Annotated in this window: 18 protein-coding genes, 6 tRNA genes and 1 other RNA gene; 10 read left to right on the top strand and 15 right to left on the bottom strand. The window is 53.9% G+C overall.

Annotation, left to right across the window (positions count from 1 at the left end; translation table 11 throughout):
* The gene (ptsJ, locus tag ABTW00_RS06565; RefSeq protein WP_433639673.1) at positions 1–1,296 is read right to left on the bottom strand and encodes a transcriptional regulator PtsJ; all 1,296 of its coding nucleotides are present in this window, start codon (positions 1,294–1,296) and stop codon (positions 1–3) included.
* A gap of 85 nt (positions 1,297–1,381) precedes the next feature.
* Here ptsJ and pdxK point away from each other — a divergent pair, with 85 nt between their 5' ends.
* The gene (gene pdxK / locus ABTW00_RS06570; RefSeq protein WP_065355861.1) at positions 1,382–2,248 is read left to right on the top strand and encodes a pyridoxine/pyridoxal/pyridoxamine kinase; all 867 of its coding nucleotides are present in this window, start codon (positions 1,382–1,384) and stop codon (positions 2,246–2,248) included.
* A complete protein-coding gene (locus ABTW00_RS06575) occupies positions 2,245–2,484 on the top strand; it encodes a hypothetical protein (protein WP_064543694.1) in 240 nt (79 codons plus the stop codon). Before pdxK ends, ABTW00_RS06575 begins: the two co-directional genes overlap by 4 nt.
* Before the next feature lie 134 nt (positions 2,485–2,618).
* On the opposite strand, the gene crr is transcribed toward ABTW00_RS06575, so the two are convergent.
* The 5 genes from crr to cysZ form a co-directional block, all read right to left on the bottom strand.
* A complete protein-coding gene (gene crr / locus ABTW00_RS06580; RefSeq protein WP_065355860.1) occupies positions 2,619–3,128 on the bottom strand; it encodes a PTS glucose transporter subunit IIA in 510 nt (169 codons plus the stop codon).
* A 40-nt stretch (positions 3,129–3,168) separates the two neighbouring features.
* Positions 3,169–4,896, bottom strand: a complete 1,728-nt coding sequence (gene ptsI / locus ABTW00_RS06585) for a phosphoenolpyruvate-protein phosphotransferase PtsI (RefSeq protein WP_433639677.1) — start codon at positions 4,894–4,896, stop codon at positions 3,169–3,171.
* A gap of 45 nt (positions 4,897–4,941) precedes the next feature.
* Positions 4,942–5,199, bottom strand: a complete 258-nt coding sequence (gene ptsH / locus ABTW00_RS06590) for a phosphocarrier protein Hpr (RefSeq protein ID WP_002913505.1) — start codon at positions 5,197–5,199, stop codon at positions 4,942–4,944.
* Positions 5,200–5,583: 384 nt separating this feature from the next.
* Positions 5,584–6,555 carry a cysteine synthase A gene (cysK, locus tag ABTW00_RS06595; protein WP_433639679.1) on the bottom strand — a complete coding sequence of 324 codons (972 nt, stop codon included), beginning with the start codon at positions 6,553–6,555 and terminating at the stop codon, positions 5,584–5,586.
* Between the two features lie 245 nt (positions 6,556–6,800).
* Entirely contained in the window at positions 6,801–7,562 is a 762-nt protein-coding gene (gene cysZ / locus ABTW00_RS06600) for a sulfate transporter CysZ (protein ID WP_065355855.1), read from the bottom strand.
* 229 nt (positions 7,563–7,791) lie between these two features.
* Between cysZ and zipA the strand changes: the two genes are divergently transcribed.
* The 3 genes from zipA to ABTW00_RS06615 all read left to right on the top strand — a co-directional run bounded on the left by zipA (position 7,792) and on the right by ABTW00_RS06615 (position 11,115).
* Entirely contained in the window at positions 7,792–8,814 is a 1,023-nt protein-coding gene (gene zipA, locus ABTW00_RS06605) for a cell division protein ZipA (RefSeq protein WP_433639682.1), read from the top strand.
* 71 nt (positions 8,815–8,885) lie between these two features.
* A complete protein-coding gene (gene ligA / locus ABTW00_RS06610) occupies positions 8,886–10,901 on the top strand; it encodes an NAD-dependent DNA ligase LigA (RefSeq protein WP_065355854.1) in 2,016 nt (671 codons plus the stop codon).
* Between the two features lies 1 nt (position 10,902).
* Positions 10,903–11,115 carry a DUF3820 family protein gene (locus tag ABTW00_RS06615; protein WP_035896906.1) on the top strand — a complete coding sequence of 71 codons (213 nt, stop codon included), beginning with the start codon at positions 10,903–10,905 and terminating at the stop codon, positions 11,113–11,115.
* A 2-nt stretch (positions 11,116–11,117) separates the two neighbouring features.
* Here ABTW00_RS06615 and ABTW00_RS06620 read toward each other — a convergent pair whose 3' ends face one another.
* A complete protein-coding gene (locus ABTW00_RS06620; protein ID WP_064543715.1) occupies positions 11,118–12,107 on the bottom strand; it encodes a bile acid:sodium symporter family protein in 990 nt (329 codons plus the stop codon).
* A gap of 89 nt (positions 12,108–12,196) precedes the next feature.
* Here ABTW00_RS06620 and ABTW00_RS06625 point away from each other — a divergent pair, with 89 nt between their 5' ends.
* Entirely contained in the window at positions 12,197–13,123 is a 927-nt protein-coding gene (locus ABTW00_RS06625) for a LysR family transcriptional regulator (RefSeq protein ID WP_065355853.1), read from the top strand.
* Here ABTW00_RS06625 and ABTW00_RS06630 read toward each other — a convergent pair.
* From ABTW00_RS06630 to ABTW00_RS06655, 6 genes are all read right to left on the bottom strand, one after another.
* Positions 13,114–13,455, bottom strand: coding sequence for a FlxA-like family protein (locus ABTW00_RS06630; RefSeq protein WP_064543719.1), 342 nt, complete (start codon positions 13,453–13,455; stop codon positions 13,114–13,116). The genes ABTW00_RS06625 and ABTW00_RS06630 overlap by 10 nt on opposite strands.
* Positions 13,456–13,574: 119 nt before the next feature.
* A non-coding RNA gene (locus ABTW00_RS06635) (RtT sRNA) lies at positions 13,575–13,701 on the bottom strand.
* Positions 13,702–13,730: 29 nt separating this feature from the next.
* Positions 13,731–13,806 (bottom strand) — tRNA-Lys (locus ABTW00_RS06640).
* 4 nt (positions 13,807–13,810) lie between these two features.
* Positions 13,811–13,886, bottom strand: a tRNA-Val gene (locus tag ABTW00_RS06645).
* Positions 13,887–13,932: 46 nt separating this feature from the next.
* Positions 13,933–14,008 (bottom strand) — tRNA-Val (locus ABTW00_RS06650).
* A gap of 46 nt (positions 14,009–14,054) precedes the next feature.
* Positions 14,055–14,130 (bottom strand) — tRNA-Val (locus ABTW00_RS06655).
* Between the two features lie 247 nt (positions 14,131–14,377).
* Between ABTW00_RS06655 and gltX the strand changes: the two genes are divergently transcribed.
* Positions 14,378–15,793 carry a glutamate--tRNA ligase gene (gltX, locus tag ABTW00_RS06660; protein WP_065355852.1) on the top strand — a complete coding sequence of 472 codons (1,416 nt, stop codon included), beginning with the start codon at positions 14,378–14,380 and terminating at the stop codon, positions 15,791–15,793.
* 41 nt (positions 15,794–15,834) lie between these two features.
* On the opposite strand, the gene ABTW00_RS06665 is transcribed toward gltX, so the two are convergent.
* Both ABTW00_RS06665 and ABTW00_RS06670 read right to left on the bottom strand, forming a co-directional pair.
* Positions 15,835–16,230: a YfeC-like transcriptional regulator gene (locus ABTW00_RS06665; RefSeq protein WP_065355851.1), complete on the bottom strand. Its 396-nt coding sequence runs from the start codon at positions 16,228–16,230 to the stop codon at positions 15,835–15,837.
* 9 nt (positions 16,231–16,239) lie between these two features.
* Positions 16,240–16,587: a YfeC-like transcriptional regulator gene (locus ABTW00_RS06670; RefSeq protein WP_064543724.1), complete on the bottom strand. Its 348-nt coding sequence runs from the start codon at positions 16,585–16,587 to the stop codon at positions 16,240–16,242.
* Positions 16,588–16,803: 216 nt separating this feature from the next.
* Here ABTW00_RS06670 and ABTW00_RS06675 point away from each other — a divergent pair.
* From ABTW00_RS06675 to ABTW00_RS06685, 3 genes are all read left to right on the top strand, one after another.
* Positions 16,804–16,879: transfer RNA gene (locus ABTW00_RS06675), tRNA-Ala, on the top strand.
* A 40-nt stretch (positions 16,880–16,919) separates the two neighbouring features.
* Positions 16,920–16,995: transfer RNA gene (locus ABTW00_RS06680), tRNA-Ala, on the top strand.
* A 186-nt stretch (positions 16,996–17,181) separates the two neighbouring features.
* Positions 17,182–19,383, top strand: a complete 2,202-nt coding sequence (locus tag ABTW00_RS06685; RefSeq protein WP_433639687.1) for an EAL domain-containing protein — start codon at positions 17,182–17,184, stop codon at positions 19,381–19,383.
* The last annotated feature ends 28 nt before the right edge of the window (positions 19,384–19,411 follow it).

Genomic DNA, 19,411 nt, shown 5'->3' on the forward strand with positions numbered 1-19,411 from the left:
TTAGAGGCTAAGCGCATGATGAATATCGGCGGCCAGACGGTTGATGTCGTTGTCGTTAAGGGTTGAAAGGGTGATACGCAGACCGTGTGCGGGCGCGTTGATGCCAAACGCTTCGCCTTCGCGAACCAGCCAGCCTGCTTTTGCCAGCGCAAACGCCGTACTCTGACTGGGGGTTGCCAGCGGTAGCCATAGGTTCAGGCCGTCCCCCTGGATCACGTCATTTACGCCATGTCGACATAGCGCCTGAGCTAATCTTTGCTGCTGACTGGCATAAAACAGGCGGGATTGAATGAGCGTGTGTTGATAAGCCTCGTCCGTCAGGCAGGCGTAGACCAGATCCTGTAACAGATGGCTGACCCATTGGCTACCGGCGTTAAGCCGTAGTCTTAGCCTGGCCGAGGTGGTCGGGTCGCTGGCGACAAAAGCCAGCCGCAGGTCCGGGCCTAGCGTTTTGGACATCGAGCGAACCACGGCCCAGTGCTGGGTTTGCGGTGTCAGCACCGGATGCCATGCGGTGGACGACAGCAGGGCAAAGTGGTCATCAACAATAACCAGTACCTGCGGGTAGCGACTCAGCACCTGCTGGATAGCGGCGGCGCGAGCGGCGCTCAGGCTGTAGCCTGTGGGGTTGTGGGCGCGTGGTGTCAAAATCACCGCGCGAGCGCCTTTGGCGAGCGCCCGTTCAAGCTTGTCTGCCACGAGTCCTTCGCTATCAATCTCTACCGGGCTGGCGTTAAAGCCGCTGTAGCGCAGTATGCTAATGCTGCTGAGAAAACAGGGGTCTTCCACGACCACGCTGTCGCCGGGGAGCAAATGTGCGCAGAGCAGGCGCTCAATGGCATCCACCGCGCCGTTGGTCAGGTCGATATCGCCAGCGGCGGGCATGGCATCCTGCATCCATGCTAGCGCCCAGTCATACAGCGCGGGAGATACCGGCGCATCGCCGTAAAGGCGTGGAGTACGACTGATGTGTGTAAGATAGCGAGCCAGATCGGGTAAACGAGTCGTGTCCGGGTTACCGCTGGAAAGGTCGGTGAGCGGCGTATGCGGATTCCCACCTTCCAGTGCTGCTGGCGCAGGCGTTTCTTTCACAACGGTGCCGTTGCGTCCGAGGCTTAGCGCCAGCCCCGAGGTCACCAGCCGTTTATAAGCAGACGCCACCGTATTTCGGTTTACGCCCAACCTGGCCGCCAGTTCCCTGACCGGCGGCAGCGTTTCCCCCTTCGCCAGTTGGCCGCTGGTGATATGCTGACGAATGCTGTCAAAGATTTCGTTGGCGCTTTTTCCGTCGATCATTATTGACCTATGACAAAATGAAATTTAGCATATGACGATAATAGTGAGGCGCTCGCCCGCTGTCCAGAGTCATGAGGAGAAGGAGATGGGGCAGGATAGTGAAATACAGTCGGTGCTCTTCAACGATACGCACCGCGCGCTGCAAACGGATATCGTTGCCGTGCAGTCTCTGGTGGTCTACGGCAGCGTCGGCAACAGCATTGCCGTCCCGGCCATCAAAGCGCATGGCCTGCGGGTCACCGCGGTGCCAACGGTACTGTTCAGCAACACGCCGCATTACGAGACTTTCTACGGTGGAATTATTCCCGGCGAATGGTTTGGCGGTTATCTCACCGCACTGAATGAACGTGACGCGTTGCGCGAACTGAAGGCCGTGACCACCGGCTATATGGGCAGCGCTGAGCAGATTGCCCTGCTGGCGCAGTGGCTGAAAATGGTGAAGATCACTCATCCGGATATCTGCATTCTGGTCGACCCGGTGATTGGCGATGTGGATAGCGGTATGTATGTGAAGGCTGAAATTCCAGAAGCCTATCGTACGCACCTGCTGCCGCTGGCGCAGGGGTTAACGCCGAACGTATTCGAACTGGAAATGCTCAGCGGTAAGCCCTGCGGCACGTTGAATGAGGCGATTGCGGCGGCACAGTCGCTGTTGTCTGATACGCTTAAATGGGTCGTTATTACCAGTGCGCCCGGGCAGACGATGGAGAATATTACGGTGGCGGTGGTGACCACGGAATCGACGGCCATCATCGATCACCCGCGTCTGGAAACAGATTTAAAAGGCACTGGCGATCTGTTCTGCGCTGAGCTGATTAGCGGCATCGTGAAGAAAAAATCGCTGTCTGATGCCGCGCATGATGCGGCACAGCGGGTGCTTGAGGTGATGAGCTGGACGCAGAAATGCGGCTGCGATGAATTAATTCTGCCGCCGACAGGGGAGGCGCGATGAAGAGCTACCGTCTGGTTATTCGCCATAATGGGCGTCTGGTGGGCCATTTTGAAACATGCGGGCAAAATGCGCTGGAGGATGCTTGCGTCGCGCGTGCGATGTTTGGCGTCACCGGAGGTTATCAGTGCGAACTGCAGGTGTCCGATTCTGAACGTCGGATACTGGAAAGTGGCCCGGAGGGCATGAAAATCCTGATGCGCGAGCCGTGCTTTCGCCCGGTGACCTCGCCGTTGTAATGAGTAGGCCGGATAAGGCGCTTGCGCCGCCATCCGGCAATCGTGCGGCACATTGCCCGATGGCGCTGCGCTTATCAGGCCTACAGGCAAAAAAAATGGCGCCAATCGGCGCCATTTTTATATGCGGTTAAGAATTACTTCTTAATGCGGATAACCGGAGTCTCACCCACGGTAACGCTACCGGAAAGCTTGGTCAGCTCTTTGATCTCGTCCATGTTGGAGATAACAACCGGAGTCAGGGTAGACTTGGCTTTCTCTTCCAGCAGCGGCAGATCGAACTCGATAACCGTGTCGCCAACTTTCACACGCTGGCCTTCTTCCGCGATACGTTTGAAACCTTCGCCTTTCAGTTCAACGGTATCAATACCGAAGTGAACGAACAGCTCGATGCCGCTATCGGATTCGATAGAGAAAGCGTGGTTGGTTTCAAAGATTTTACCGATGGTGCCGTCAACCGGCGCAACCATTTTGTTGCCGGTCGGTTTGATAGCAATGCCATCACCAACGATTTTCTCAGCAAACACTACATCCGGTACGTCTTCGATGTTGACGATTTCACCAGAGAGCGGTGCAATGATCTCAATGGTTCCGGTGTCTTTTTTATCATCAGAAACCAGAGATTTCAGTTTATCGAACAAACCCATGATCTTCTCCTAAGCAGTAATTTGGGCCGCGTCTCGTGGATTAGCAGATTGTTTTTTCTTCAATGAACTTGTTAACCAACGCCAGTAACTCTTCTGTTGTTGGTTGCGCAAGTGCTTGCTCTGCTAATACCTTCGCATCTTCGAAGTTCGTGTTACGGATAATCTTCTTAATGCGCGGGATAGAAATGGCGCTCATAGAGAATTCGTCCAGACCCATCCCCAGCAACAGAAGTGTAGCACGTTCGTCGCCTGCAAGCTCACCACACATGCCAGTCCATTTGCCTTCAGCATGAGAAGCATCAATAACTTGCTTGATCAAGGTGAGGACAGACGGTGACATTGGCTGGTAAAGATGTGAAATCATATCATTACCACGGTCAACTGCCAGAGTATACTGCGTTAAATCATTGGTGCCGATACTAAAGAAATCAACTTCTTTGGCTAAATGACGCGCAATGGTCGCCGCTGCTGGTGTTTCCACCATCACGCCGATTTCGATTGACTCGTCAAATGCTTTACCTTCGTCACGCAGTTCCTGTTTGTAGATCTCGATCTCTTTCTTCAGTGCGCGCACTTCTTCAACGGAGATGATCATCGGGAACATGATGCGAAGCTTACCGAAAGCGGAAGCACGCAGGATAGCACGCACCTGGTCGCGCAGGATCTCTTTACGATCCATCGCGATACGCACGGCACGCCAGCCCAGGAACGGGTTCTCTTCTTTCGGGAAGTTCATGTACGGCAGTTCTTTATCGCCGCCGATGTCCATGGTACGAACGATGACCGCCTGAGAGCCACAGGCTTCAGCAACGGCTTTGTACGCAGCAAACTGCTCTTCCTCAGTTGGCAGCGCGTCACGGTCCATGAACAGGAATTCGGTACGGTACAGGCCAACACCTTCTGCGCCATTACGCTCAGCGCCGTCGATGTCACGCACGGTACCGATGTTGGCACAAACTTCAACCTGGTGGCCATCAAGAGTGATTGCCGGCAGATCTTTCAGTTTTGCCAGTTCGGCTTTCTCAGAAGCAACCTGCTCCTGAACGGCACGAAGCTTGTCAATTTCTTCGTTCGTTGGGTTGACGTAAACCACGTTGTTTACGGCATCCAGAATCAGATAGTCGCCATTTTTCACCTGAGTGGTGACGCTACCGGTACCCACGATCGCCGGCAGTTCCAGGGAACGCGCCATGATAGAAGTGTGGGAAGTACGGCCACCGACGTCAGTGATGAAACCCAGCACCTTCTTCAGGTTCAGCTGTGCGGTTTCTGACGGCGTCAGGTCAGAGGCAACCAGGATAACTTCGTCCTGAATCGCGCTCAGGTCAATAATCGCCAGACCCAGGATGTTGCGCAGCAGGCGCTTACCGATATCACGTACGTCAGCCGCACGTTCTTTCAGGTATTCATCATCCAGTTCTTCCAGGGCAGTCGCCTGACCTTCGATAACTTCATGCGCAGCTGCATCAGCCGTCATGTTCTTATCTTTAATCAGGGCTATGATTTCCTGCTCCAGCTCCTCATCTTCGAGCAGCATGATATGCCCTTCGAAGATGGCTTCTTTTTCTTCACCGAAAGTTTCGCCAGCTTTAGTTTTGATAGCTTCGAGCTGCGCGGACGCTTTGGCGCGACCGCTCAGAAAACGTTCAACTTCCTGCTCAACCTTATCGGCAGAAATTTTCTTCCGGTCGATGACAATTTCATCTTCTTTCAGCAGCAATGCTTTACCGAAAGCGATACCCGGGGATGCTAAAATGCCTGAAATCATAACCCTACCTTACTTGTGACTGATATTTAAAAGAACTCGTTGAACTTACTCGAGTTCAGCCATCAGTTTAACCAGATGCTCAACTGCTTTCTGCTCGTCTTCACCTTCTGCGGACAGGGTGACAACGGTACCCTGAGTCAGACCCAGAGTTTGCAGCTTGAACAGGCTTTTCGCGCTAGCGCTTTTGCCGTTGGAAGTCACAGTGATTTCAGAAGTGAAGCCTTTTGCTTCTTTAACAAACTGAGCAGCAGGGCGGGTATGCAGACCGTTCGGAGCGGTAATGGTAACTTCTTGCTGGAACATTATATTTCCCCAACTTATAGGTTTAGTGTTGTGGAACTAAAGTCTAGCCTGGTGGCTACACTTTAGCCTGTATTACTCAATTCAAGCGACGTTCACAAATCAGCACTACCATCGGCGACAAACCTTCCGACGCAGACGCTTCTGGCCTTTGACGTTTCGCTTATCATTAAACATTATGCCGCGAAAGCAGGATTTGAACCAAATCATAAAATCGATTCAGCACAGGAAAACCTGTAATGAATAATTTCGCGGCTCAAAATAAATATGATGGTTAAATACCAGACCTACGGAGGTGAAGCAATGCCAGGGGGGGTAAAAGTTTGACGTGCACCACAAAAAAGCACCCGAAAGGGTGCTTTTTTACACAAATTTAACGCGCTGGCATTACTGTTGCAGTTCTTTCTCAGTGAAGAGATCTGCGAACAGCGCCGTGCTCAAATAGCGTTCACCCGAAGACGGTAGGATAACCACAATATTCTTATTGGTAAAGGTTTCGTCTTCCTGTAATTTCAGCGCTGCGGCAACCGCTGCACCGGAAGAGATCCCCGCCAGAATACCTTCTTCTTCCATCAGGCGACGCGCCGTGGAAATGGCTTCTTCGTTGGTAATCGTAACCACTTTGTCGATCAGCTTCAGATCGAGGTTACCCGGAATGAAGCCTGCGCCGATCCCCTGGATCTTATGTGGGCCCGGCTTCAGCTCTTCACCGGCCAGCGCCTGGGTGATAACCGGCGAGTCGGTTGGCTCAACGGCAACGGAGATAAGATCCGTTTTGCCTTTTGTGCCTTTAATATAGCGCGTCACGCCGGTCAGGGTGCCGCCGGTGCCTACGCCAGCAATGAAGACGTCAACCTGGCCATCGGTATCTTCCCAGATTTCCGGGCCGGTGGTTTTTTCGTGAATTTCCGGGTTAGCCGGGTTGCTGAACTGCTGCAGCAGCAAATATTTTTCTGGATTACTGGCGACGATTTCTTCCGCTTTTTGAATCGCGCCCTTCATGCCTTTCGCGCCTTCCGTCAGTACCAGGTTCGCGCCCAGCGCTTTCAGCAGCTTACGGCGTTCGATACTCATGGTTTCCGGCATGGTCAGCGTCAGCTTGTAACCGCGGGCCGCGGCGACGTAGGACAGAGCGATACCGGTGTTGCCGCTGGTTGGTTCAACCAGTTCTACGCCCGGTTTCAGCACGCCACGTTTTTCGGCATCCCAAATCATATTGGCACCGATACGGCATTTGACACTAAAGCTCGGGTTACGTGATTCAACCTTCGCCAGGATGCGCCCGTTACCGATGCGGTTCAGTCGTACCAGCGGCGTATGACCGATAGTCAGGGAGTTGTCTTCAAAAATCTTACTCATGGCCTGTCCTTAACTGTATGAAATTTGGGGTACTGGACCAGCATACCTGCTTAAAGATTCTGCGGAAGTAAGGATTTCGCATATCTATATACTGAAGGGAAATAATGGCAAGCAGGATGGAATAAGACAAGGTATAAGCCCTATCCCTCTGGATAGGGCTTGCACATAACGTGGGTGATTGGCTGTGTCGGGGCGTCACTTTTACGATGCCGGCCACCTGAGCAACTGCCTGAAACAGCAGGTACTTACTTCCACATCGCGTGTTTATCACGATAGCAGTCAACCCACATTGCCGTCGCGCCGCAGATGGCCACCGGGATGATCACCAGATTAAGCACCGGAATTAAGGTGAACAGGCTGGTCAGCGCGCCAAACTGCATGTTGGTGACCTTACGCGTGCGCAGCGCTTCTCGCATGGTTTTAAACGGCACCTTATGGTTATCGAACGGGTAGTCACAGTACTGAATCGCCAGCATCCATGCGCTGAACAAAAACCACAGCACCGGTGCGACCGTCTGACCAATGCCCGGAATGAAATAGAGCAATAGCAGCACAACGGCGCGCGGCAGATACCACGCCAGCTTTTGCCATTCACGTTTCATAATGCGCGGCAGGTCTTTCATAATACCGACAATACCGGTGTCTGGCGGGGTTGCGCCGGTTAAGCGCGCTTCTAGCTGCTCGGCCAGCAGGCCATTAAACGGTGCGGCTATCCAGTTGGCGATCGTAGAAAAGAAGTAGCCGAAGACCAGCAAAATCGAAATCACGATAACCGGCCAAAGCAGATAGCTAAGCCACTGCAGCCAGTCGGGAATACGCCCCATCAGCGAGGGGATCCAGCTTTCCAGCTTGCTGAACAGCCACCAGAAGGCGCCGCCCATCAGCACAATATTGACCAACAGCGGTAAGATGACGAATCGGCGAATGCCCGGCAAGCCGATCAGTTTCCAGCCCTGAGAGAAATAGTAAACGCCGCTACGCGCGGCAGGGGTGGACGATGAAACCATGGTCAGATGAAGCTCCTTTGTCTGACTACATTAAAAGACGACACTATATTAGCGAGTTGTTGGACAATGACCAGTTAAGAAATGTTCGAAAAACAAGCAAAAAGTACGATTTAATTCATCTTTATGCGGTGAATGTCATGTGTACACTTGCACTTGACGTGATGGGCAAATACTCTTAGTGAGTAAATGTTTGCCGTGGTGGCAAGGTGTTAGAACAACAGAGAATATAATGATGCAGGATTTGCGTCTGATATTAATCATTGTTGGCGCGATCGCCATACTCGCTTTACTGGTTCATGGTTTCTGGACGAGCCGTAAAGAGCGTTCCTCGATGTTCCGCGATCGCCCAATCAAGCGTATGAAGTCTCGTGACGCCGACGATGAGTCGGAAGACGACTTTGATGACAATGTTGAAGGCGTGGGTGAAGTTCGTGTCCACAAGGTCAATCACGCCCCTGGGGTTGCCGGGGAGCATGAAGCACCTCGTCACGCGCCCCAACACCAGTACCAGCCGCCTTACGAGCGTCAGGCGCCTCAGCCTGCGCGCGTGCAGGAACCGGTACCGCAGCCGCCCGTGCAACAGCCTCATCAGCCTGCTCAGCACGCGCCGGTTCCACCGCCGCAGCCTGTTCAGCAGCAACAACCTGTGCGCCCACCGGTAGTCGAACAGCCGCCGCACGCGCCGGTACAGCAGCCGCAACAGGTCGCTCAACAGCCCGTTGCGCCACAGCCCGCTCAGCCAGTAGAAGCGCCAGCGCCGCAGCCGGTACAGCAGCCTGAGCCGGTCGCTCAGCCCGCGCCGGAACCTGCTCAGCCGGCCAAAACAGAGCGTAAAGAGACGGTGATTGTGATGAACGTTTCCGCTCACCAGGGCTCACAAATTAACGGTGAATTGCTGCTCAACAGCATTCAACAGGCCGGATTTAAGTTTGGCGACATGAATATCTTCCATCGTCACCTCAGCCCGGACGGAAGCGGCCCCGCGCTGTTTAGCCTGGCAAACATGCTCAAACCGGGTACCTTTGACCCGGATAACATGAGTGATATGCAGACGCCTGGTGTGACCATCTTCATGCAGGTGCCGGGCTACGGCGACGAATTGCAGAACTTCAAGCTAATGCTCCAGTCGGCGCAGTACATTGCCGACGAAGTGGGCGGCGTGGTGCTCGACGATCAACGTCGGATGATGACCCCGCAAAAGCTGCGCGAGTATCAGGATCGTATTCGCGAAGTGAAAGACGCCAACGCCTGATAAGGTTCGTGTTTTTTCAATCCTTCCTGAACCCCCGCCTGTCGGGGGTTTTTTATCATTGATGGTGTGATATGCAACCAATAGAACAACGACTGAATGAACTGCGAGCGACGCTTCGCCATCATGAATACCTGTATCACGTGCTTGATGCGCCGGAACTGCCCGACGCCGAGTATGACCGCCTGATGCGCGAGCTGCGCGAGCTGGAGGCGCAGCACCCCGAGTTAGTTACCGCTGACTCACCGACTCAGCGCGTCGGTGCAGGGCCGCTGGCGGCCTTTAGCCAGATTCGCCACGAAGTGCCGATGCTGTCGCTGGATAACGTTTTTGACGAAGAGAGCTTCCTGGCGTTCAACAAGCGCGTTCAGGACCGCCTGAACAGCAGCGATAAGCTGACCTGGTGCTGTGAGCTGAAGCTTGATGGCCTGGCGGTGAGCATTCTTTATGAAAATGGCGTGCTGGTCAGCGCGGCGACGCGCGGCGACGGCACCACCGGTGAGGATATTACCGCCAACGTGCGTACTATCCGCGCCATTCCGCTGAAGCTGCACGGTGACAATATCCCGGCGCGTCTGGAAGTGCGCGGTGAAGTCTTCCTGCCACAGGCCGGGTTTGAAAAAATTAACGAAGAGGCGCGCCGTACCGGTAGCAAAGTGTTCGCCAACCCGCGCAACGCTGCCGCCGGTTCGTTGCGCCAGCTGGACCCGCGCATCACGGCGAAGCGACCGCTGACGTTCTTCTGCTACGGTGTGGGCGTACTGGAAGGCGGCGTGCTGCCGGATACTCATCTGGGGCGTTTGCTGCAGTTTAAAGCGTGGGGCCTGCCGGTCAGCGACCGCGTTACGCTGTGCGACTCGCCGGAGGAAGTACTCGCTTACTATCATAAGGTTGCAGAAGATCGTCCGACGCTGGGTTTTGATATTGATGGCGTGGTGATTAAGGTCAACTCGCTCGCGCTGCAGGAACAGCTTGGCTTTGTCGCCCGTGCGCCGCGTTGGGCGGTGGCGTTTAAGTTCCCGGCTCAGGAACAGATGACCTTCGTGCGCGACGTCGAATTCCAGGTGGGTCGTACCGGGGCCATTACCCCAGTGGCGCGTCTTGAACCGGTTCAGGTGGCGGGCGTGCTGGTCAGCAACGCAACGCTGCATAACGCCGATGAAATTGAGCGTCTGGGGCTGCGCATTGGCGATAAAGTGGTGATTCGTCGTGCCGGTGACGTTATCCCGCAGGTCGTTAACGTGGTGCTTTCTGAACGTCCTGCCGAAACGCAGGAGATTGTTTTCCCGACCCATTGCCCGGTCTGTAATTCCGACGTTGAACGCGTTGAAGGGGAAGCGGTGGCCCGCTGTACCGGCGGTCTGATCTGCGGTGCGCAGCGGAAAGAGGCGCTCAAGCATTTCGTCTCCCGACGCGCGCTCGACGTTGACGGCATGGGCGATAAAATCATCGATCAGCTGGTGGAGAAGGAGTATGTCCATACGCCGGCAGACCTGTTCACGCTGACGGCCGGTAAGCTTACCGGGCTGGACCGCATGGGGCCAAAATCGGCGCAGAACGTGGTTAACGCGCTGGAAAAAGCCAAACAAACAACCTTCGCCCGTTTTCTCTATGGTTTAGGCATTCGCGAAGTGGGTGAAGCGACGGCCGCCGGGCTGGCAGGCTACTTTGGCACCCTTGAGGCGCTGGAAGCCGCATCCATTGAAGAGCTGCAGAAGGTGCCGGATGTTGGCGTCGTGGTGGCCAACCACGTGTTTAACTTTTTTGCCGAAGCCAGCAATCGCGAAGTGATTCAGCAACTGTTGAAAGAAGGCGTCAGCTGGCCCGCTCCGGTGGTGGTCAACGCCGAAGAGATCGACAGCCCGTTTGCGGGAAAAACGGTGGTGCTGACCGGCAGCCTGAGCCAGATGTCCCGTGATGATGCCAAAGCGCGGCTGGTGGAACTCGGGGCTAAAGTCGCGGGCAGCGTGTCGAAGAAAACCGATCTGGTGATTGCCGGTGAAGCGGCGGGTTCTAAGCTTGTCAAAGCGCAGGAACTGGGTATTGCGGTGATTGATGAAGCCGAAATGCTGCGGCTGCTGGGAGTCTAAGGTGGATAAAGCGCAGCTGATTGAGATTGCTAATACCGAGATGCCATTTGGCAAGTATAAAGGCCGACGTTTAATCGACGTTCCGGAAGAGTATCTGCTGTGGTTCGCCCGTAAGGATCAGTTTCCGGCGGGCCATCTTGGTGAACTGATGCAGCTCACGCTGTTGATTAAAACCGAGGGGTTGAGCCAACTGGTACAACCCCTCAAGCGCTAACCTTAGACGCGGGCCTGCTCTTTGGCCTGCAGTTTTTCCGTCTGCGCTTTATAGCGGCGCGCCAGCACCGCACAGGTCATCAGCTGAATCTGGTGGAAGATCATCAGCGGCAGCACCATCATTCCCAGCACCGACGTCGGGAAGAGAATATTGGCCATCGGGATACCGTTGGCCAGACTCTTTTTCGAACCGCAGAAGACAATCGTAATTTCATCCGCTTTATTGAAGCCCATCCGCCGGGCGACCACGGTGTTAATCAGGATCACCAGCGCCAGCAGCACGATGCTCACGACCACAATAAACAGCAGTGAACCCACGCCCACTTTATGCCAGATACCGTTCACGACCGCTTCGCTGAAAGCCGAGTAGACCACCAGCAAAATGGAGGTCTGGTCGGTTTTGGCGATCCATTTCTTATGTTTTGTCACGAAGGCGGCGGTCCACGGACGTGACAGGTGGCCGAGGACAAACGGCAGCAGCAGTTGCAGCATGATTTTGCCGACCTGCTCCAGGCTGCCGCCCGCGCCGTGGACGTTCATCACCAGGCCAACCAACAGCGGGGAAAGGAAGATCCCCAGCAGGCTGGAGGCCGAAGCTGAACATACCGCAGCCGCGACGTTACCGCCAGCCAGCGAGGTAAAGGCGATTGCCGACTGCACGGTGGCAGGCAGAATGCACAGATACAGGAAACCGGCATAGAGCTGCGGGTCGACGTTAATGGGCGCCCACCAGGCAAACAGCACGCCCAGCACCGGGAACACCACAAAAGTGCTGCACATCACCCACAGATGCAGACGCCAGTGGCTGCCGCCGGCGATAATCGACTCACGCGACAATTTGGCGCCGTGCATAAAGAACAGTAGCGCGATGGCGGCGGTAGTCAGGTTTTCGAAAAACGGCACAAAATCGCCGCGCGCCGGGAAGAAGGTGGCGAGCAGGACGACGGCGATAAGCGTTAGCGTAAACGGGTCTAAAACGCGAAAAAGTTTCATAAAGACTCCTGAAGATCGATGCAGACATTTTGCTTTTTTATTTTTGAGAAATAAAATTGATTTATTGCATCCATTGATGAAAAAAACAGATGAATTACTCGCTGCGTCAGTTAAAGGTGTTTGTCACGGTTGCCCGAGCCAAAAGCTTCAGCCGAGCCGGGGAGATCATTGGCCTCAGCCAGTCAGCGGTCAGCCATAGCGTTAAGGAGCTGGAACATCAGACCGGCGTGCGTTTGATCGACCGCACCACGCGTGAGGTGGTGCTGACCGAAGCCGGGCAGCAGCTGGCGCAGCGGCTTGAGCGCCAGCTGGATGAGCTGCACAGCACGCTGCGTGAAGCAGGGCGGATTGGTCAACAGCTCAGTGGGACAGTGCGGGTGGCGGCAAGTCAGACCATATCCGCACACCTTATTCCGCAGTGTATTGCCGAGAGCAATCTGCGCTATCCCGAGATTCGCTTTGTGCTGCACGACCGTCCTCAACAGTGGGTGCTGGAAAGTATTCGTCAGGGGGACGTGGATTTTGGCATCGTTATCGATCCTGGCGTGGTCGGGGATTTGCAGTGCGAAACGGTACTGTCGGAGCCTTTTTTCCTTCTGTGTCGACGCGATCATTCATTTGCGGATTTGCCGTACGTCAGCTGGCAGGCGCTACAAGCGGCAAAGCTGGTGCTTCAGGACTACGCATCAGGAAGCCGAATGCTGATTGATGCGGCGCTGCGCCTGCACGATATTGAGGCGGATATCGTGCAGGAGATTGGTCACCCGGCGACGTTGTTTCCGATGGTGACGGCAGGCATTGGGATTAGCATTATTCCGGCGCTGGCATTGCCGCTTCCGGAGGGCAGCCCGCTGGTGGTCAAAAGGCTGGTGCCGGGCGTTGAGCGCCAGTTAATGCTGGTGCGGCGGAAAAACCGTTCGCTTTCCACCGCCGCGCAGGCGCTGTGGGATGTGGTACGCGAACAGAGCCAGCGCCTGACGGATGAACGCCAGCAGGAGCCGCTGTATCAGACGTAGATGTCGATCTGGTGCTCGTCGCTGGGCTTGTTGACATTGGCGATAGCAGTCACAGAGGCTTCTTGTTTTTCCTGTGCTTTTTCCGCTTGTTGGTTCTGCAGCTGGGCCAGCTGAGCTTCCAGCATGGTAATTTGCTCCTGAATCATTTCGGCCTGTTTCTGTTTTTCCTCCGCGCTGCCGCTGCCATCAGCGATTTCTTTCAGCTGTTGGGTCAGTTTGACAATTTGTTGGGTAATGCGCGCCATTTGCGATGCCGTATCGTTACCGCTCGGCGCGGCGGTGCTGGTGGTGGTTTTCAGGGCTGGAATAGAGGTAGAGCTGATAACGGTCATTGTGTACGCCTTATACGGGTAAATATAAGGAGTATCGGCAGAATGCGGCTGGACTTGAATGGCTGAGGGCGGGGGCGAATCGTCCAGATTGCAGATAGCAAAAAGGCGCCTTTTTACATTGGTGGGTCGTGCAGGATGACTCGCTTCGCTCGCCCTTCGGGCCGTCGCCGTAAACGGCTCCGTTGTCTCACTGCGTTCGACACCGAACCTGCCGCAGGTTCGAATCATTCAGATCGCAGATAGCAAAAAAGCGCCTTTAGGGCGCTTTTTTACATTGGTGGGTCGTGCAGGATTCGAACCTGCGACCAATTGATTAAAAGTCAACTGCTCTACCAACTGAGCTAACGACCCGAAGTGGTGGGTGATGACGGGATCGAACCGCCGACCCCCTCCTTGTAAGGGAGGTGCTCTCCCAGCTGAGCTAATCACCCACTTCGGTACTTCATTTTGTTGTAAGAAATCCAGCTGGCGAGAAAGTGGTGGGTGATGACGGGATCGAACCGCCGACCCCCTCCTTGTAAGGGAGGTGCTCTCCCAGCTGAGCTAATCACCCACTTCTCAATTTCTTACTCTACACGGCGGAGACTACATAAAGTAGTTGGTGGGTGATGACGGGATCGAACCGCCGACCCCCTCCTTGTAAGGGAGGTGCTCTCCCAGCTGAGCTAATCACCCCCGCTGTGTGGAGTCGCATTATAGGGAGAGTTGAAAATGAGTCAACGCCTTTTCTAAAGAATTTGTTCGTTCGTCGTAAAAATAAACAAAGCGATCGCAAAACGCGCTATGTTGTATGAATTATATGCAAAATCAGCAAAGCATGCGCTTGCGGTGGGAACAACCGAGTGGGAGTGCTAGAATATTGCCCACTTGTATTTCCGGGATTTGCCGGTTGTCGGCATCTTTATAAACGTAAGGCCATTTCATGAAAATCAAAACTCGCTTCGCGCCTAGCCCGACTGGCTATCTGCACGTCGGCGGCGCTCGTACTGCTCTTTATTCCTGGCTTTTTGCACGTAACCACGACGGTGAGTTTGTGCTGCGTATTGAAGACACCGATCTTGAGCGCTCAACGCCAGAAGCCATTGAAGCCATCATGGATGGAATGAACTGGCTGAATCTGGAGTGGGATGAAGGTCCGTACTATCAGACCAAGCGTTTCGATCGCTACAACGCGGTGATTGATGAAATGCTGGAAGCGGGCACGGCGTATAAATGTTATTGCTCCAAAGAGCGTCTGGATGCGCTGCGCGAAGAGCAGATGGCCAACGGTGAAAAACCGCGTTACGACGGCCGTTGCCGCCATGGTCACGAACATCACGCTGCCGATGAGCCATGCGTGGTACGTTTTGCTAACCCGCAGGACGGTTCCGTTATTTTTGACGACCAGATCCGTGGTCCGATCGAATTCAGCAACCAGGAGCTGGACGATCTGATCATCCGTCGCACCGACGGTTCCCCGACCTACAACTTCTGCGTGGTGGTCGATGACTGGGATATGGAAATTACCCACGTGATCCGCGGTGAAGACCATATCAACAACACGCCGCGTCAGATCAACATCCTGAAAGCGCTGAATGCGCCGGTGCCGGTTTACGCCCACGTGTCGATGATCAACGGCGACGACGGCAAAAAGCTGTCCAAGCGTCACGGCGCGGTCAGCGTGATGCAGTATCGTGACGACGGCTATCTGCCGGAAGCGCTGCTGAACTACCTGGTGCGTCTGGGCTGGTCCCACGGCGATCAGGAGATCTTCACCCGTGAAGAGATGATCGAGTTCTTCTCTTTGAATGCGGTCAGCAAATCTGCCAGCGCGTTCAATACTGATAAACTGCTGTGGCTGAATCATCACTACATCAACACGCTGGCGCCGGAATACGTGGCGACGCACCTGCAGTGGCACATTGAGCAGGAAAATATCGACACCCGCGTTGGGCCGCAGCTGTGCGAGCTGGTGAAACTGCTGGGCGAGCGCTGCAAAACCCTGAAAGAGATGGCGCAAAGCTGCCGCTACTTCTACGAAGATTTTGCCGAGTTCGACGCTGATGCGGCGAAGAAACACCTGCGTCCGGTTGCGCGTCAGCCGCTGGAAGTGGTGCGCGATAAAATTGCCGCCATCACCGAGTGGACGGCGGAAAACGTTCACCACGCGATTCAGGCAACTGCCGATGAGCTGGAAGTGGGCATGGGGAAAGTGGGGATGCCGCTGCGCGTTGCGGTGACCGGGGCAGGGCAGTCGCCTGCGCTGGACGTTACCGTGCACGCGATTGGTAAATCCCGCAGTATTGAGCGCATCAACAAGGCGCTGGGCTTTATCGCCGAGCGTGAAAGCCAGCAGTAATTCGCCTTTGGGCAAGAAAAAAGCGGGGAAACCCGCTTTTTTTACGTCTCGTCGTGGCTCAGCCCTAGCCGGGAAAGAAATCCGCAAATACCTTCACGCGCCAGCAAGTGGTGCAGGCGCTGCTGTTCCAGCGGCGTCATGTTCTGCAGGACGTCGGTAATCTGCCGCCACACGACCTCTGACTCATTTGTGCCGTAGCTGCGGGAAGGTTCCTCGAGCTGGCTTTGCGTGGTCAGGCTTCGCAGCGCCGGGGTATTGGCGAGGTAATCCAGCACCTCGGGCGTGATAAAAATCAGGCGTGCGCGACCCCCTTTAATACCCGGCATGGGTTCTGTGTGCCAGCCTTGCTCGCGAATCCAGCGGTTAACGGTTTGTCGGGTTATCCCTAAGCGCTCGGCGAGCTCTTCGGTCGACATTTTGGCAGGAAGTGTTTTCATCTCTCGCGTTTAACCACGGATTCCTAAACGTTGCAATAAACCGCTAATTCCTTCCCGGAGTAGCAGCGAGGTCAACTGCTTTTGCTCTGTTTCGGTCATTTCATCAACCAGCGTCAGCAGCAGCGTATGGAAGGGGTTATCGGAAATATAGGGAGCAGGGGGCTCTGAAGCGCGCTGCGCGCTGTGGATAAACTCCACGACTTCATCGTTGACGTGGACGACTCTGGCTTTCCCCCCCTGAACGCCGGGGCGAGGAGAGGTCTTCCAGCCTTCTTTACGCACCCACTTGTTAATGGTCTGGCGGCTATAGCCTGTCAGGTGGGCGATTTCCTCCGGCGTCATTCGTTCCTTGAGCATACTATTTCCTGAGTTGCTGTGTGGGAATTACAGGTTCATGTTATAGCATCGTTTTAGTGGAAAACGTGACATGCATAACTCCTGTTTGCGAGCAGGCGCGTAAACAGGCGCGTTTGTCTGCTTTTTCAGCGATTAGATGCCGTTAGCGAATTTTGCCGTTGACACTGTGCGAGGGAATTCATATTATGCCGCCCGTCAACTCGACAGCTTTACGTTGGGGCTATAGCTCAGCTGGGAGAGCGCTTGCATGGCATGCAAGAGGTCAGCGGTTCGATCCCGCTTAGCTCCACCAAATCCTGCTCCCATCAGGTTTTGGAACGTAAAGGTACTGTGGGGCTATAGCTCAGCTGGGAGAGCGCTTGCATGGCATGCAAGAGGTCAGCGGTTCGATCCCGCTTAGCTCCACCAAAATTTGAAACCCTCGCCTGACGGCGGGGGTTTTTTTCATCCTTGTTGTGTACAAAAATACAGCGGTTTACGTTCAAAAGTCCGGTACAGATCAGGATTTTATCGCTTAAACTTGCGCCAACAAATTCGCGACCATAATATTTAAAGAGTCAAATTACGTACGATAAAGGATATCGGCTGATACGCATGACGGTGATAAGGACTAACCCACTCAGGAAATTCTGCTTGGCTCTTATATTGAGCCTGGTGGCTATTCCATTTTCCAGATATATCTCTCCTACCGCTTTTTATGATGGGCATTCTGTATATCTGGCCTGGCTACCGCTTGGCGTAATGATTGCATTGATCATGCTTTTTGGTCGTCATGCTATTGCCCCATTAGCGATTGGTTTTACCGTCACTAACTATTGGCAACTGCATTTATCACCCTTCTATTCATTAACGTTGCTATTCTGTCAGTTGGCCGCTGTATGCATCTCCTGCGTTATTCTACGCTATACGCTCGGACGCCGGTGGCGGCATGGTAATCCCATAAAAAACATTGGTTTGAATGTTTTTTGGTTGGGCTTTGTGACCCCGATTATGGGCAAGGTTCTGATGTACGTTACCGGTGAGATAATTGACATCCCGGAGTTAATGTACAGTTATTTTAATATAACATCCGTTATTTATTCTATTGTTGATATACAGGGGCTGGTTTGTGCATCACTGATATTTACTCGTCTTTTTTATTACCCGTTCAGGATGTTCTTGAACCCACGTTATGCCAGGGCATTCTGGTATCGTAATATTGCTTGTTACACCAATCTTAGAAATAAGATATTTATTACCTGTTGGTTTATTAGCCTGATAGGTATGATGATATTTTTGTGTGCGCCGTTTGGCGATTATTATTTTGCGGGTTATCTGGTTCCGGCTATATTTATCTTTTTCTCTTTTGGCATCAGCCAGTTGGCTTACCCGCTGGTCGTCATGACCTGGACGGTTTCCGCCTTCCTGCTGGTGATGTACAACAAAAACTTCCTCCACGGTATACAAACTCAGTATTCGCTGGCTTTTATTCTGTCGTCGCTGATCTCCTTCACGGTGTGCCTGCTTTACCTGCTGCAGGTATACCATCGCAGCCAGCGACTGCAGGCAAAGTGGCAGGCGCAGGCCATGCAGGACCCGATAACTGGCTTACCGAACCTGCGTGCGCTGGAGGAGTATATGATGACGCCGCGCGCAGGCGCGATCAGCCTGTGTTGTCTGCACATTGGCAACCTCGACTTCCTCAGCCGTCACTATGGCATGATGATGCGTATGCATTGCAAACGCAGCGTCACACACATCCTACAGCCGATACTGTTCAGTGAAGAGAAGTTGTTTCAGCTGCCGGGTAATGAACTGCTGCTGGTGCTGAACGGCCCGGATACCGAAGCCCGGCTGAATCATCTGATTAATTTTCTAAGCAATAAAGAGATTCACTGGAACAATGCGGTTCTGAACCTGGAATATGCGATCTCCTGGGCGCCGGTGAGCCCGCGGGATAAAAATATGCACCATATGCTGGGGCAACTGAGCTGGTTGGTGGAGCAGGCCGATGAAGGGAATCAAATCCTGAAGCTGGATAACGGTCACGTTGACGCTTTCGATCAAAGCAGCGAACAGGTTGTGCTGTTAAATCGGGTTAAAAACGCGCTGGACTGGGGCGGTTTTGTGCTTTACGCACAGCCTATCAGAAAACCTTCTGGTGAAGGTTACTACGAGATCCTAAGCCGCCTCGTTGACGCTGACGGCATGGTGACGCCGGACAAATTTATCCCTGTTCTCGCGCAGTTTAACCTCAGCAAACGTTTTGACATGCAGGTGCTGGAGTACCTGTTCAGCTCGCTGGACGAGCTTCCCAATAAGAACTTCTCGGTGAATCTGATGCCGTACACCTTGATGCAAAAGGGTAGCGCCGCCGAGATTATCGCGCTATTCCGCCGTTATCACGTCGATGTTAAGCGCATTATTATTGAGATTACCGAAGAGCAGGCATTCTCCAACTCGGATGTCAGCGTCGCTAATATCCAGCAGTTGCGTCAGTTTGGCTGCCTGATTGCGATTGATGACTTCGGTACCGGCTACGCGAACTACGAGCGCCTGAAGCGACTGGAAGCTGACATCATCAAGATAGACGGCTGCTTCGTCCGCGATGTTTTAAACAATCCGATGGATGCGATGATTATTCGCTCTATCTGCGAGATGGCGAAGCTGCGAAATTTGTCCGTGGTGGCAGAATATGTCGAAACGGAAGAACAGCAACAGCTGCTGGAGCGCCTTGGCGTGCACTATATGCAGGGCTACCTGATTGATAAACCGCGTCCGCTCTGGCAGCTTGAGAACAAAAAAAAGGACCTGTAACAACGTTACAGGTCCTGATGTTAGCGAC

Source organism: Kluyvera georgiana (assembly GCF_050990895.1).
Taxonomy (GTDB): Bacteria; Pseudomonadota; Gammaproteobacteria; order Enterobacterales; family Enterobacteriaceae; genus Kluyvera; species Kluyvera georgiana.